General features: G+C 71.4%; 22 protein-coding genes. 18 read left to right on the top strand and 4 right to left on the bottom strand.

Features of this window, described 5'->3' with window-relative positions; genetic code table 11:
* Positions 1–13 precede the first annotated feature (13 nt).
* The 4 genes from ACFYTE_RS17080 (at position 14) to ACFYTE_RS17065 (ending at position 2059) form a co-directional block, all read left to right on the top strand.
* Positions 14–685, top strand: a complete 672-nt coding sequence (locus ACFYTE_RS17080; RefSeq protein WP_388710325.1) for an endonuclease — start codon at positions 14–16, stop codon at positions 683–685.
* 44 nt (positions 686–729) lie between these two features.
* Positions 730–1056 (top strand): DUF6480 family protein, encoded by a 327-nt coding sequence (locus tag ACFYTE_RS17075; protein WP_388710323.1) that lies wholly within the window; start codon positions 730–732, stop codon positions 1054–1056.
* A gap of 190 nt (positions 1057–1246) precedes the next feature.
* Positions 1247–1672 (top strand): CBS domain-containing protein, encoded by a 426-nt coding sequence (locus tag ACFYTE_RS17070; RefSeq protein WP_388710322.1) that lies wholly within the window; start codon positions 1247–1249, stop codon positions 1670–1672.
* Between the two features lie 51 nt (positions 1673–1723).
* Positions 1724–2059: a DUF6343 family protein gene (locus ACFYTE_RS17065; RefSeq protein WP_388710320.1), complete on the top strand. Its 336-nt coding sequence runs from the start codon at positions 1724–1726 to the stop codon at positions 2057–2059.
* Positions 2060–2168: 109 nt separating this feature from the next.
* Here the strand turns inward: ACFYTE_RS17065 and ACFYTE_RS17060 are convergent, their stop codons facing one another.
* Both ACFYTE_RS17060 and ligD read right to left on the bottom strand, forming a co-directional pair.
* Positions 2169–2465, bottom strand: a complete 297-nt coding sequence (locus tag ACFYTE_RS17060; RefSeq protein ID WP_388710318.1) for a hypothetical protein — start codon at positions 2463–2465, stop codon at positions 2169–2171.
* Positions 2466–2514: 49 nt separating this feature from the next.
* Positions 2515–3447, bottom strand: coding sequence for a non-homologous end-joining DNA ligase (gene ligD, locus ACFYTE_RS17055; protein ID WP_388710316.1), 933 nt, complete (start codon positions 3445–3447; stop codon positions 2515–2517).
* A 242-nt stretch (positions 3448–3689) separates the two neighbouring features.
* On the opposite strand from ligD, the gene ACFYTE_RS17050 reads away from it, so the two are divergent.
* The 14 genes from ACFYTE_RS17050 (at position 3690) to ACFYTE_RS16985 (ending at position 11361) form a co-directional block, all read left to right on the top strand.
* Positions 3690–4253 (top strand): Dps family protein, encoded by a 564-nt coding sequence (locus ACFYTE_RS17050; RefSeq protein ID WP_388710315.1) that lies wholly within the window; start codon positions 3690–3692, stop codon positions 4251–4253.
* Between the two features lie 152 nt (positions 4254–4405).
* The gene (locus ACFYTE_RS17045) at positions 4406–4738 is read left to right on the top strand and encodes a gas vesicle protein (RefSeq protein ID WP_388710800.1); all 333 of its coding nucleotides are present in this window, start codon (positions 4406–4408) and stop codon (positions 4736–4738) included.
* A 66-nt stretch (positions 4739–4804) separates the two neighbouring features.
* Complete coding sequence (gene gvpJ / locus ACFYTE_RS17040; protein WP_388710313.1) at positions 4805–5245, top strand: gas vesicle protein GvpJ; 441 nt, start codon at positions 4805–4807, stop codon at positions 5243–5245.
* The gene (locus ACFYTE_RS17035; RefSeq protein ID WP_388710311.1) at positions 5242–5967 is read left to right on the top strand and encodes a GvpL/GvpF family gas vesicle protein; all 726 of its coding nucleotides are present in this window, start codon (positions 5242–5244) and stop codon (positions 5965–5967) included. Before gvpJ ends, ACFYTE_RS17035 begins: the two co-directional genes overlap by 4 nt.
* A gap of 41 nt (positions 5968–6008) precedes the next feature.
* Positions 6009–6272, top strand: a complete 264-nt coding sequence (locus tag ACFYTE_RS17030) for a gas vesicle protein GvpG (RefSeq protein WP_388710309.1) — start codon at positions 6009–6011, stop codon at positions 6270–6272.
* A gap of 28 nt (positions 6273–6300) precedes the next feature.
* Positions 6301–6927, top strand: coding sequence for an ABC transporter substrate-binding protein (locus ACFYTE_RS17025; protein WP_388710308.1), 627 nt, complete (start codon positions 6301–6303; stop codon positions 6925–6927).
* A complete protein-coding gene (locus ACFYTE_RS17020; protein WP_388710306.1) occupies positions 6920–7939 on the top strand; it encodes an SRPBCC family protein in 1020 nt (339 codons plus the stop codon). Before ACFYTE_RS17025 ends, ACFYTE_RS17020 begins: the two co-directional genes overlap by 8 nt.
* Positions 7936–8451, top strand: coding sequence for a gas vesicle protein (locus ACFYTE_RS17015; protein ID WP_388710304.1), 516 nt, complete (start codon positions 7936–7938; stop codon positions 8449–8451). The genes ACFYTE_RS17020 and ACFYTE_RS17015 overlap by 4 nt, the downstream gene beginning before the upstream one ends.
* Positions 8452–8456: 5 nt before the next feature.
* The gene (locus ACFYTE_RS17010) at positions 8457–9266 is read left to right on the top strand and encodes a GvpL/GvpF family gas vesicle protein (RefSeq protein WP_388710303.1); all 810 of its coding nucleotides are present in this window, start codon (positions 8457–8459) and stop codon (positions 9264–9266) included.
* Complete coding sequence (locus ACFYTE_RS17005) at positions 9263–9526, top strand: gas vesicle protein (protein WP_388710301.1); 264 nt, start codon at positions 9263–9265, stop codon at positions 9524–9526. The genes ACFYTE_RS17010 and ACFYTE_RS17005 overlap by 4 nt, the downstream gene beginning before the upstream one ends.
* A 28-nt stretch (positions 9527–9554) precedes the next feature.
* On the top strand, positions 9555–9917 hold the full coding sequence (locus ACFYTE_RS17000; RefSeq protein ID WP_388710798.1) for a gas vesicle protein K: 363 nt from the start codon (positions 9555–9557) through the stop codon (positions 9915–9917).
* Positions 9918–9983: 66 nt separating this feature from the next.
* Positions 9984–10328: a DUF3147 family protein gene (locus ACFYTE_RS16995; protein WP_388710299.1), complete on the top strand. Its 345-nt coding sequence runs from the start codon at positions 9984–9986 to the stop codon at positions 10326–10328.
* Positions 10325–10771 carry a DUF3147 family protein gene (locus ACFYTE_RS16990; protein WP_388710297.1) on the top strand — a complete coding sequence of 149 codons (447 nt, stop codon included), beginning with the start codon at positions 10325–10327 and terminating at the stop codon, positions 10769–10771. Before ACFYTE_RS16995 ends, ACFYTE_RS16990 begins: the two co-directional genes overlap by 4 nt.
* A gap of 170 nt (positions 10772–10941) precedes the next feature.
* Positions 10942–11361, top strand: a complete 420-nt coding sequence (locus tag ACFYTE_RS16985; protein WP_388710295.1) for a CBS domain-containing protein — start codon at positions 10942–10944, stop codon at positions 11359–11361.
* Positions 11362–11613: 252 nt separating this feature from the next.
* On the opposite strand, the gene ACFYTE_RS16980 is transcribed toward ACFYTE_RS16985, so the two are convergent.
* Positions 11614–12456, bottom strand: a complete 843-nt coding sequence (locus ACFYTE_RS16980) for a Rieske 2Fe-2S domain-containing protein (RefSeq protein WP_388710795.1) — start codon at positions 12454–12456, stop codon at positions 11614–11616.
* A gap of 191 nt (positions 12457–12647) precedes the next feature.
* Complete coding sequence (locus ACFYTE_RS16975) at positions 12648–12881, bottom strand: hypothetical protein (RefSeq protein WP_388710294.1); 234 nt, start codon at positions 12879–12881, stop codon at positions 12648–12650.
* Positions 12882–13530 lie beyond the last annotated feature (649 nt).

The following is a 13530-nucleotide window of genomic DNA, read 5'->3' as shown; positions in this document are numbered from 1 at the left end:
GTTGCGAGGCGTCATGAGTTCAACGACGACCGGGAAGAACTCCCGCGACCGCACGGAGAAGGCGGTCGTACGGGCCCTGCTCGACCGGCAGGGATCCACCTATCTCGACCAGGCGGGCATCAGGCTGCGGAACACGCCCGGTCCGCTCTACCAGGCGCTCGTCCTTGCCGTGCTGCTGAGCGCCCGCATCAAGGCGGACATCGCGGTGGCCGCCGCACGGGCGCTCTTCGAGGCGGGTATGCGCACCGCGCGCGCGATGGCGAAGGCGTCGTGGCAGCAGCGGGTCGACGCGCTCGGCGAGGGCGGATACCGGCGGTACGACGAGCGCACGGCCACCATGCTGGGCGACGGCGCGGACCTGCTGCTGGAGCGGTACGGCGGCGATCTGCGCAAGCTGCGCGAGCGGGACGACCCGAGGGATGCGCTCCAGGAAATTCCCGGCCTCGGGCCCACGGGCGCCGACATCTTCCTGCGTGCCGTGCAGACGGTGTGGCCGGAGTTCGCGCCCTATGTGGACAAGAAGGCGCTGGACGGCGCCAAGCGGCTCGGTCTGCCCGCCTCGCCCGAGCACCTGGCGAGCCTGGTGAGCAAGCGCGAACTGGCTCGCTTCACCGACGGCCTGGTCCACGCGGCGCTGGACAAGCCGCTCGCCGACGACGTCCTCGCCGAGGCGAAGCCGGCCTAGCGGAACCGGGCCGTCTTCCGACGAGGAGACGAAGGACCGAGGTCATGAACGCCAAGCATGCGCACCGCGCCGACAGTTCGCACCGCATCCGCCGGTACGCGCCGAAGCCCGGGGCGGCACCGGCACGGCCGGCCGCCGAGTACGACGGGTCGTCGGCCCACCCGGTGGAGGGCATCGCCGTACCGGAGGACACCGCCATGGCCCCCGGCGCGACGCCTCCCGCGGAGTCCGGGGTGTCCGGGCTCGCCGCGCCGGAACGCGAGGCGCTGAGCCGGGGATGGTCGCTCGCGCCGCTCACCGTCATCTGGATCGTCGTCCTGCTCGTCGCCATCGGCCTGGTGGCCATGGCGGTCGTACTGGCGACCACCTGACGCGTCGCACACACACCGCGGGCAGGGCGGCGCAAAGCAGCCGGGGGGTCAGCTCATAGCGGCCCACCGGCGCGGCCCTCCGGCACCGCGCCGCCGCCCGACCCGGCATGCCCCGGATCGGTTTGGTGTCGCCCGTGCTGGCTACGCGGCAGGGGACAGCACACGGCCGAAGCGGGAGGCGGAAGTCGACATGACACGGCGGATTCGCGAGGTGATGACCCCCGACACGGTCGCCGTGGAGCCGATGGCCTCGCTGGAACAGGCCGCGGCGGCGATGCGCGAGCGCAATGTCGGGGACATCCTGGTGGCCTACGACTGCGATCTGTTCGGTGTCCTCACCGACCGCGACATCGTGGTCCGGGCCCTCGCGGCCGGCCTCGACCCGCACACCACGACCGTCGGCGCCATGTGCACCCGGCCGCCCCTGGCCACCGTGACCCCCGAGGACACCACCGACCACGCGGCCGAGCTGATGCGCGAGCACGCCGTGCGCCGCCTGCCCGTCGTGGAACGCGGCGGCTGCCCGGTCGGCATCGTCACGCTGGGCGACCTGGCCACCTGCGACGACCCTGAGTCCGCGCTGGCGGACATCAGCAGGGCCCGGCCGAACCGCTGAAGCGGTCGCAAGAGCACGAGCCGTGAGCACCGCTCGCTGAGGAGGACGACCATGAGCCCCGAACCTCACGGGCACCCCGAGCCGTCGGCCCCGCGGTCGCGCTCCGGCACCCTCGGCCGGCACGCTCCGCGCACCGGCGGCGAGCCGGTCACCGCGCAGAGCGCCCTGCGTCTGCGGCGGCTGCTGAGCGTGATCTTCCTGCCGGTGTTCGCGGCGGCGGCCGCGCTCTTCGCACTGTGGGCGCGCGTCTCCGGCCCCGGGGGCAGCCCGCACCGCGCTGTGCTGATCACGATCGCCGCCCTCTGCGCGATCCTCGCCTTCCTCGCCGTCGTGGACCTCCTGGTCGTGGTCCGCCGGCTGCGCCGCGAGCGGGGCGCCGGTCGCTGACGACGCCGACAGTGCGACGATCCGCCGACGGGGCCGACCGGTGAAGCCGCCCGGGTCCGGGGCAGGTCCTGGGCCGTTCGGTGAAACCGCCCGGGTTCGGGCCGGTGGGTCAGCCGGTCATCGGTCCTGGCGTGGTGGTGCGTGGCCCGCGGGTCCGGTGCAGACGTGTCGTCCTGCGGCGGTGGTGGGTGGCTCCGCCGGCCACGATGGCAAGGCCCAGGCAGAACAGCAGGGCCAGTGCCAGCCCGGAGCAGAAGATGCCGAGCGGGCCGAGGGTGGCGATGTGCTGGCCGAGAACCGACACCGCGTAGTCCGGACCGCCCGACAGATTGCCGACGATCGCCAGGGCGGTGAAGGCGCCCGTCGCCATGAGGAGGAGCAGTCCGAGGAACACCATCTGATTCATCTCCCCAGGGAGTCGTTCTGCGGATGCGAGTACCTGCAGTACGGCGGATCTACACAAGGCCGTCCAGACGCCGTTGCGCGACGCTCAGCGAGCGCCGGCAGCGGCCGAGTCCCTTCCACGGGTCGCCGTACTTGTCCAGGCGCTCGGGGAGCGTGCGCAGGGTCCACCGCCGCGGGCCCAGTTCGCGATCGTCGAGTTCGTCCCAGTGCAACGGGGTCGCGACCGGGGCGTGCGGGCGGGCGCGTACGGCGTAGGGGGCGACCGAGGTCTGGGCGTAGGCGTTGCGCTGGGTGTCCAGGTAGAGCCGGCCGCGGCGCTTGTTCTTACGCGTCTGCGTGGTCAACCGGTCGGCGTGGCGTTCCGCGAGCACGTCGGCGACGCGCCTCGCGAAGTGCCGGGCGGTGTCGAAGTCGGTGCGCCGGTCGAGCAGGGCGACCAGATGCATGCCGCGCGATCCGGTGGTCATCAGCGCCGGACGCAGCCCGAGTTCGGTGAGCAGGTCCCCCACCGTGCGGGCGCTCCAGCGTACGGCCGCGAAGCCGTCCTCGCCGTCCTCGGGGGGATCGAGATCGAAGACCAGCCGGTCCGGGCAGTCCAGGCGGTCCGCGGTGCTCAGCCAGGGGTGCGGGGTGATGCACGCCTGGTTGGCGAGGTAGGCCAAGGTGGCCGTGTCGTCGCAGACGGCCATGGTGAGGCTGCCGCCCTCCTTGGGCACCCGGACGGTGCGGATCCACTCGGGGAAGTAGTCGGGGACGTCCTTGTGGTAGAAGGACTTGCCCCGGTATCCGTCCGGGTAGCGTTCCATCACCAGGGGCCGGTCCCGCAGATGGGTGAGCATCGGGCGGGCCACGGTCCGGTAGTAGTCGATCAGCTCGGCCTTGGTGATCCCGTCGTCCGGGAAGAGTTCCTTGTCGGGATGGGTCACCGGTACCCGCCGATCGCCCACCCGGATCTCGTCCTTCGTCCCTGCCCTGGCACTCATCGGCTTCTCCTCGCCTTCTCCCCGGGCCGCTCGCGCACCCCCGCCCCGGGCGGGTTTGTCACTGGGCGGCCCGAGGAACCGGGGGTGGTGCATCGCGACCGCCGAGTGCCCGTTGCGCGCGGCGGTATGCCGGCCTGCCGGGCATCGGGGCGGGCCCGGGATCCGCGGGTCTGACACGGCGGAACCGGGGCAACAGAGCCGGTGCGGTACCTACACGCTGCTGTCGAGAACCGAGGTGAACCATGACGCAGGAACTGACCCCGAAGTACACGGTCCCCGGCATCGGACGCGAGGCGGCCGGCCGGCTGATCGGTCTGCTCCGGCTGCGGCTGCACGCGCTCAACGATCTGCATCTGACGCTCAAGCATGTGCACTGGAACGTCGTAGGGCCCCACTTCATCGCGGTCCACGAAATGCTCGACCCGCAGGTGGACCGGGTGCGGCAGATGGCCGACGACGTGGCCGAGCGGATCGCCGCGCTCGGTGGCGTCGCCCAGGGCACGCCAGGGGCCCTGGTCTCGGAGCGCACCTGGGACGACTACTCCATCGGCCGGGCCGACGCCATCGCCCATCTCGGCGCGCTCGACCTCGTGTACACCGGAGTGATCGACGGCGTGCGCGGCGCGATCAAGGAGGCCGGTCGGGTCGACATCGCCACGGAGGACCTGCTGATCGAGCAGGTGCGGGATCTGGAACAGTTCCAGTGGTTCGTGCGGGCCCACCTGGAGAGCGCGGGCGGCGCGCTGGCCACCGACCGGGCGAGGACGGAGGCGGAGGCCGCCTCGAAGGGGGCCGGGCTGAGCTGAGCCGATCGCACCACTGCCGGCGGCCCGGCCGGCGCTCACATCGGGTGACAGGCGGACCGCACAGCGTCCGCAGCCGGGCCGGGTGAATTGTCCCCCTTCTGAACTGGCACGGCCCGGCAAGAAGGTTGATGATTGAGAGAGATAGAAGGTGACTGATCACGAACGACCGTGAGCGGAAAGAGGCGCCCGCCCCGTCGTCCGGGGAATCCGCCCCGGAACGGGTGCCGGCTCCCGACGCCATGCGAGGCGCGACCCAGCAACTCGCGCAGCTGCTGGGGCGGGCCCCGGTGTCGGTTTCGGCGCTGCGGCCGACCGATGCGGGCTGGGAAGCCCAGGTGGAGGTCGTGGAGCTGGAGCGCGTTCCGGACACGAGCAGCGTGATGGCCAGCTATCAGGTCGTTCTCGACCCCGCGGGCAGGCTGATGGCGTACGAGCGCACCCGCCGCTACACCCGCGCACAGGTCGACAGAGAAGGCCGTCGCTAGGGATGTCTTGAGACGACAGGACATCCACTGGGCGGCGGTATCCCCTTCGCTTTCAGGGAACAGACTGTGACTGTTGTGCCGCAGGGCAACGCCGGCGCGGCCGCCGGAGGGTCCGGAGGTTCGGGGAACCTGTACGACGTGCTGGAACTGGTCCTCGACCGGGGCCTGGTCATCGACGCGTTCGCCCGGGTGTCCCTCGTGGGCATCGAAATCGTCAAGATCGACGCACGGGTGGTCGTGGCCAGCGTCGACACGTATCTGCGCTTCGCCGAGGCCGCCAACCGGCTGGATCTGGAGGAGGGCCGCAAGGCCCCCGCCCAGCTGACCGACGTCGTCGAGAGCGCTTCGGAGGGCGGCGCCCGCGGCAAGAGCAAGGGAGCGCTGACCGGTGCCGTCGAGGCGTTCACCGAGTCGTTCCAGAAGGGCCGCTCGGACGAGGACGAGAGGCGGCGCGAGCATGCCGAGCGCGGCTCGGGCCACCGTTCTTCCAGGGAGCGGGAGGAGTGAGCGAGCCGATGTCCGTGTATGTGTACGGGATTACCAAGGACTCGCATCCGCTGGACCTGAACAGCCTCAAGGGCGTGGGCGAATCACCCGCCGAACTGCACGTGGTGGGCGGCGAGTCGTTGCGCGCGGTCGTCAGTGAGGCCCCGAAGGACCTGTCGGTCACCCGCCGGGACCTGACGGCGCACTACGAAGTCCTCGATCGCCTGTGGGAGGACGGCACGGTCCTTCCGCTGAGCTTCGGGTTCGTCGCCCAGGACGAGGACGCCGTACGCGCCGTACTGGAAGAGGGTGCCGAGCGGTACGCTCAGCGTCTCGACGAGTTCGCCGGACGGGCGGAGTTCAACGTCAAGGGTGTCCAGGACGAGGACTCGCTGCTGCGCGACATCCTCGCGACGTCCGAGCAGGCCCGCGCGCTGAACGAGGCGACCCGTGAAGGCGGCGGGACGTACGAGGACCGGGTGGCGCTCGGGGAGTTGGTGGCCCAGGAGGTGCAGCGGCGGCAGGACACTCTCGCCGCCGGGATACTCGAAGCCCTGCGGCCGCTCGCGTCGTCCGAGAGGCTCGCGGAGCCGTCCCAGCAGTACTTCGTGAACGTGTCCTATCTGGTGGACCGCGAGCGGTCCGAGGAGTTCACGCGTACCGCCCGGGAGTTGGCCGAACGGTACGGCGAGGGTGTCGAACTGCGCGTGCGGGGGCCGCTGCCGCCGTACAGCTTCGCCTGACCCCCGCTGTCCTGAACCGTCCCCACGCTTGAGGAGTCGCCATGGGACTGGTCACCGAGATCCTGGTGTTGCCCGCCGCGCCCGTGCGGGGCGTCTGGTGGGTGCTGGACAAGGTCGTCCGTGCCGCCGAGGACGAGTACTACGACCCCGCTCCGGTGCAGGAGCAGCTCGTGCAGTTGGAGCAGGCGCGCAGCGAGGGCCGTATCGACGAGGAGGACTTCGCGCGGCGCGAAGGGGAACTGATGCACCGCTTGGAGGAGATCCGGGCCTTCCAGCTGCGCGGCGGCGGGCTGAGCGGTCTGTGAGGCGTGGGCAAGGAAAGAAGTCGTCATCATGAACAACGCCAAGATCGGTGCGGCTGTCCTCGGCGGGTATGTGCTGGGCCGTACCAAGAAAGCCAAACTCGCCCTGAGTCTCGGTGCGCTGATGGCCGGGTCGCGGATCAAGCCCGGGCAGGTCGTGAAGGCCGTCCAGGACTCTCCCTTCCTCGGTCACCTCACCCAGCAGGTGCGCACCGAGCTGACGGGCGCGGGAAAGGCGGCGGCCACGTCCGTGCTGACCGCGAAGGCCGACAGCCTGGCCGACACCATCCACCAACGCACCACCGCTCTGCACGAACGGGGGCACCCGCCCGCCGAGGAGCACGAGGAGCACGAGGAGCACCACGAGAACGAGGCGGACGAGGCGGACCGGTCGACGCGGCGGGACGCCGGCCGGGGCGCGGACCGCGAGGACGAGCCACGCACCGAGCGGGCGGCGGACGACGAACGTGAGGCCGGACACGGCCGGAGCGAGCGCCGCGGGGGCGAGCCGGGCCGCGGCGAGGGGCGCGAGAAGAAGGCGCAGCACCGCGGGCCGGACGATGACGAGGGCGAGTCGCGCGGCAGCAGGTCGGCGGACGCCCAGGGGCGTTCCAGGACCGACTCCGCGGCACGAGCGAGGAGGCCGGACGATGGCTGAGGGCAGGTCGGCGGAACGCGGCTCGGGCGGCGGCACCGGGACCCTCAACAAGGTCCGTGGCCAGGCGTTGCAGAATCCTGGCGCGAACCGGCTGAAGGACGAGGTGGAGCACTACCTGGAGGCGCGGCTCGAATTGATGTTGGAGGGCGTGGGCCATCGGCTCGGCGAGGGGGCACGCAAGCTGACCGAGACACACCTCGGACCCCGCGCCCTCACCGGTGCCGCGGTCAAGGGCGGCAGGCAACTCCTCAGGCACGCGCCGTCGGGCGAGGTACTGACCTCGACGGCGTCCCATGCCAAGGACGCGTTGCTGGACAAGGCCAAGGACCTCACGGGGAAGCGGCATGAGAAGGCACCGCAAGCCACCGGAACGGGCAGGGGCTTGACCATCATCGAGGACATCGACATCGGCGTGCCCGTGCGCGAGGCGTACAACCAATGGACGCAGTTCACGGAGTTCGAACGGTTCGCCAAGGGTGTCGTCAGCGTCGAACAGAAGGATGAGGTCACCACCCAGTGGGAGGTGAAGATCGCCAAGGCGGGCCGTCACTGGCGCGGCGTCATCACGGAGCAGGTTCCCGACGAGCGGATCGCCTGGACCTCCGAGGGTGACAAGGCGACCACCAAGGGCGTCGTCACCTTCCATCCGCTCGGGGAGAACCTGACCAAGGTGCTGCTCGTCCTGGAGTACTTCCCGAAGGGCGTGGTGGAAAAGACCGGCGGTCTGGTCCGGGCCCAGGGCCGACGCGCACGGCTGGATCTGAAGCTCTTCCGCACGTTCGTGATGATGCGCGGTGAGGCCACCGGCGGCTGGCGCGGGGAGATCCGCGAGGGCGAGGTGGTGAGCGGTCCGGAGGACACCGAGAAGGCCGAGCAGGAACACGAGGCCGAAGAGAAAGCCACAGACGAAGAAGAAAAGCAAGAAAAGCAAGAGAAGGAAGAGAAGGACGAGGAGGACGAGGAGGAACACGTGGGCAAGGGCAAGGACAAGCATGAGGACGAGGTGCCGTGACCGAGCCCGTCCCCAGGTCGTCGCCGGCCCTGCATCCGTACGGACAGGGGCAGTCCGCGAACCTCGCCGACATTCTTGAACGCGTCCTCGACAAGGGGATCGTCATCGTCGGCGACATCAAGATCAACCTCCTCGACATCGAGCTGCTGACCATCAAACTCCGGCTTCTGGTGGCGTCCGTCGACAAGGCGAGGGAGATCGGCATCGACTGGTGGGAGCATGACCCCGCCCTGTCGTCCCGCGCCGATCACCGACGCGATCTGCGGGAGCAGAACGAGCGGCTGCGCGCCGAAGTGGAGTCGCTGCGCAGAGAACTCGGTGAGTTGGGGCCGGAGCTGACCGAGGGTGTATCCAGCGGCCGTCGCCGGTCGCGTGACATCGAGCAGGGGCGGCGCGAGCGGCGTGCCGAGTCACGCCGTGAACGCCGGGGAGTCGAGGCCGACGAGGGCTACGAGGCCGACACAGACGACGCAGACGACGCAGACGACGCAGACGACGAGGACCGGAGCTGACAGCGGTGGACGAGCGGCTGTGCTACGCCTACGCGGTGGTGAGATCCGCCGAGTCGGAGCGGATCGCGCTCACGGGTGTCCTGGGTGTCGCGGACGCCCCGGTCGGCCTGGTCCGCTCGGGTCGGGTGGCCGCCGTGGTGAGCGCGGTGCCCCGGGACGAGTTCTCGGAGGCGGCGCTGAAGGACGCTCTGGAGGACATGCGATGGCTGGAGGCGACGGCGCGGGCCCACCACCAGGTCATCGAGGCCCTGGCCGCGCGGACCACGGTCCTGCCGCTGCGGCTGGCCACCGTGTATCTCGACGAGAACCGGGTGCGGGAGATTCTGCACGAGCGGGAGGCGGCGTTCGACGCGCTGCTGGGGAGGCTGGCCGACCATGTGGAATGGGGTGTGAAGGTGTACGTCGAGGCGGCGCCCGCCCCTGCGCCGGCTCCGGAGGCCGGCGGCCCGGCCGATGAGGCGAACCCGGGGCGCGCGTATCTGCGCAGCCGCAGGCACCAGCGACAGGAGCGACAGGACGCGTGGCGGCTCGCCGAGGATGCGGTCCGGCGCACCGAGGAACAGGCCCGCGGTCTCGCCGTCGAACGCACCCGGCACCGGCCGCAGGAGGGCAGCCTGGCCCAGGTGCCCGGGGAGAACGTCGCCAATGACGCCTATCTGGTCCCCCGGCAGCTGGCCGAGGAGTTCCGCGACCGGATGCTGCATGCCGCGGACGGCCTGCCCGGGATTCGCGTGGACGTCACCGGGCCCTGGGCGCCGTACTCCTTCACCGTCCCGCTCTCCCCCGACGAGCAGGAGGAGGCCGGGCGGCGGTGACCGGGTACGACGCGTACGACGACCGCAGGGGCCGTCAGCAGCAGGTCGCCCTGATCGACCTGCTGGACCGGCTGCTGAGCGGCGGTGTGGTGCTCAGCGGGGATCTCGTGCTGTCCATCTCCGACATCGATCTCGTGCGGATCTCGCTGCGCGCCGTGGTGATCGCCATCCGCGAACAACTGGACGAGCAATGGGCGACGTTCCTTCCGGTGCAGCCCGTGCTCACCGAGCCTGGCGGCGGCGGTGACGAGCCCGGCTGACCGCCCGCCCGCCGAGGCCGCCGACCGCATGCGGGAGGTGGCCGAGGCCGCCGACCGGGCGTTCTCGCTGCTGCCGGCCCGCCCGGACGATCTCTCCCCGGCCGGGCGGGGATCGAGCGTCGCGCGTCGTCTGCGCGCCGACCCGGACACGGTGGAACGGGACCTCGTCAAGCTGGTCCTGACCATCGTCGAGCTGCTGCGCCAGCTGATGGAGCGCCAGGCCCTGCACCGCGTCGACGAGGGCGACCTCACCGAGGAGCAGGAGGAACGGCTCGGCCTGACCCTGATGCTGCTGCACGACCGCATGGCCGAACTGTGCGACCGCTACGGCCTCACCTTGGCCGACCTCAACCTCGACCTGGGACCGCTGGGCACCCTGCTGCCGCCGTGACGGCCGACGCCCGGCATCCCGGCGTGGGTCGTTGCCTGGAGGTCGCTTCGTGCTGAGGCTGTGGGGATGCAGAACCTGCTGGAGTTCGTCCTGAAGGCCCTCATCGGCGGTCTGTTCGTGGTGGGTTTCGCGCTGCTGGCGGAAACCGTCCAGCCCAAGCGGCTGGCCGGAATCTTCGCCGCGGCCCCGTCGGTGGCGCTGGGCGGGCTGATCCTGACGGTGGTGTTCAAGGGCGACGCGGACGCGGCGACCGCGGCACGGGGCATGGTCGCCGGAGCGGCGGCCTTCACCGCGTACTGTCTCGTCGCCGTCCCGGCGCTCGCCCGGTTCGGAGCCTTGCGCGGTTCGGCGGCGGCGCTCGTCGTGTGGTATGCGGCGGCGGCCGCCATCGCCTATGCGGTAGCGCCGTGAGCGGGGAGGCGGGCGGGAGCGGCGACGAGGACACCGACCGGGTGCGGATCGAGTGGCGGGCGGCCATGCGCACCCCGCGCAAGGACGTGCTTGTCCGCTTCGGCTTCGGCGCGGGCGTGTCACTCGTTGCGGCCGTCGTGTCCGCGCTGTTCGGGCCGTACGTCGGCGGCGTCTTCCTCGCCTTCCCCGCCATCCTGCTGGCCAGTGTGACCCTCGTCGCCGAGGAGGAGGGCCTGCGGCGCGCCCGCGACGACGCGCGCGGGGCCACGCTGGGCACCCTGGGGCTCGTGGCGTTCGCGGTCGTCGTCACGGTTCTCGTGCGTCATCACTCGGCGTGGCCGGTGCTCGTGGCCGCGACGGCCGCCTGGGCCGTGGTGTCTCTGGCCGCCTACGCGATCGCCCGAGCCGCGGGCCGGGGAGGCGACGAACGATCCGGCGGATAGGCGCGGGCGCGGTGCGGGGCCCGAAGGGTCGGAAACGGGCGGGACCGCCCGTGGCCGGTGAGGGTTTCGGGCGGGGGTCGGGTGGACGGTGCCGGACCGTGGGTACCCGGTCGCACAGAGCGGTGGACGGCACCGCGACCAGCGGAAGACGAGCGGAAAGGGTACGCGAGATGGCTGAGCACGTACGCGACATCATGACCGGCACCCCGGTGACCGTGGAACCACAGGCGTCGGTCACCGCGGTCGCCCGGCTGATGCGGGACCAGGACATCGGCGCCGTCCTGGTGACGCACGACGAGGAGCTGCACGGTGTGGTGAGCGACCGCGATCTGGTGGTGCGGGCGATCGCGGAGGGCATGGACCCGGACCGGACGACCGCGGCCATGGTGGGCAGCGGCGAGCTGGTGACCGTCGGCCCGGACGAAGACCTCGGGCGCGCGGTCGAGTTGATGCGCGAGCACTCCGTTCGGCGGCTCCCCGTCGTCGAGAACGGACATCCGATCGGCATCGTCGCCCTCGGCGACATGGCGATCGAACGTGACCCGGAATCGGCGCTCGGTGACATCAGCGCCGCCAGGCCCAACAAGTAGCGGGCGTCCGAGCGGGACGGGAAGGGAGCGGGGCCGCCCGGCGCACCGCCGGTGTGTGGGGCCCCGCTCGCGGGTGACGCCCACGGATGTGTTTTCGCCGTACCGCGCGGGGAACTCGAAGAAGGCGGCTGAGCGGCCGTGGGTTGCAGAAAGACCCGGGTACCGGACTCCCCCGCCCGGTGCCCGGGTCACCTGCGCACGGTCGCCGCTCGCGGCCACCGACGACCCCCTCGGCCCGGTCTCAGGCCGGTCTCAGTGCGACCGCGGTGCGAGGCGGACTTCGACGGCTTCGCCGGCCACGACCCGGCAGTCGAACCGGGGCTGGGGTGCCGTCGCCGGGCCATGGACATTCGTTCCGTCCGCGAGCCTGAACCGGCTTCCGTGCCACGGGCATTCGATGCAGCCCTCCATGACCTTGCCCTCGTGCAGCGGGCCGTCCATGTGGCTGCACCGGTCGGCCAGTGCGTGCAGCACTCCGGGTGCGTCCTGGACGACGACCAGGGCCACCTCGCCGGCCGTCCGCCGTACGGGCTCTGCCACGGGAAAGTCGTCCAGCGTTCCGACCCGGTGCCAGCCCGGCTCGACCAGCACGGGGACCGCTTCCGCATGGTTGACACCGGCGGCCTGCCGATAGGCGAGGTGGCCGCCGAGCAGTCCCCCGGCCGTGGCGATCGTCAGCCCCCCGTAGCCCAGTGCTCGGCCGAGCACGGGGCGCCCCTTCGTCCGCGCCGACCAGGAGGCGGCGTACGCGAGGACCGCGGCCGCGTTGGCCGCGGCGTGCACCAGGCCCACCCGGGCCTGCCGCGGGCGTTGCTCCGCCCATTCCACCCAGCCGGCCAGCGCGGCCGGTCCCGCGGCGGCCAGACCGACCGCCACCAGGCGGCGTGCGGCCCGGCTCTCACCCGGGAAGAGGTCGAGGACCGCGGCGGAACTCCATGAGCCGATGGGCAGTTGCACCAGCACGGGGTGGAGGGGATGGCCGAGCCAGAGGCCCCGCAGCATGTCCCTGCCCCGGCCCAGAGGAAGCGCGCGAACGCTCTTGCGCAGCGCCCCGCTGATGCCGTCGAGTCGTTCCTCGCCTTCCAGGGCGTCCATGGCCGATGCGAGCGCGCCGCTCAGGTTGGTGTGTGTCCGTGTCCCCGTCGTCAGTCTCGTGAGCCTCATACCGGCCGACCTTCCCGTTCCCTGTATCACAAGCCGGATCACCGTTGCCGGCCCCGGTGAAGGTCACCGGGTGTCGGCGCCGGGCCGTGCGCCGCCGGGCCGCGCTGGGCGGCCCGGGCGGTTCAGGACGTCAGCCGATCACGCAGCAGTTCCATGCCCAGCTCCGCGCCCTTGCGGCTGTCGGCCTGGGCCTTGCGGAAGAGTTCCGCGAGTTCGCTGTCCTTCTCGCGCTCGGCGTCGCCGATGTAGGTCTCCAGCCGCAAGGCGTTGTTGAGGCATGCCTCCACGTACCAGATCAGGTTGTAGTCCTTGTCGAGGGTGCCGGTGATGTCACCGGTCTCGGTGCTGCTGGTCATCTCGCCTCCTCAGGTCCCTTCGGGACCCGTGCGGGTCCCCTGTGGCCGTCTTCCGAGTGCCCCCGGGCCGGTATGCCATGCCGCAGTTCCCTCCGTCCGGCGGACATCCGGCTGCACGGATCTCTCGTTGATGCACGCGTGACAGCACAATGGCCTGGACCAGCGAGTGTGCGGTATGCGGCCTGGAAGGAACACCTGCGCCGGGCGCTGGCCCGGGGAGAGCCGATGTTCGTGGCACGCCTCGGCGTCGTCCCGGACGAGCCCCCCTTGGAGATGCGTGCCTCTGTCGCCGAGCCGCCCGGCCCCGTGCGCGCTCGCGGCGGGAACGGACCGATGCCGCGGCGGGAGACGGGGTGGCTGCCCCCATGAGGCAGGGGCGCACGGTTCCCGGCGCATCGCCCCGTCCGCCCCAGGACGTACGGCGTGACGGCGTCAGTCCGCCGAGCAACGAGAGAAACGTGTCCGGTCCCGGGCCGTCCCGACACGGCCCGGACGGATTCCTGACGCCATTCGAGGTGCAGCGCCCCGAAGGGGCGCGGGGAACTGCGCGCTCAGTCACGACGCCGCCGCACTCGGCTGACGGCGTACCGTGTCACGGCGAGCGCCCGACCCGGGCACGAGCACACGGCGCCGAGCGCGCACACGTCCC

Origin of the sequence: Streptomyces sp. NPDC004629, from assembly GCF_042873595.1 — a bacterium.
Taxonomy (GTDB): Bacteria; Actinomycetota; Actinomycetes; order Streptomycetales; family Streptomycetaceae; genus Streptomyces.
Note: the sequence above shows the minus strand (reverse complement) of the source record. Positions and strands in the feature narration are given on the sequence as shown.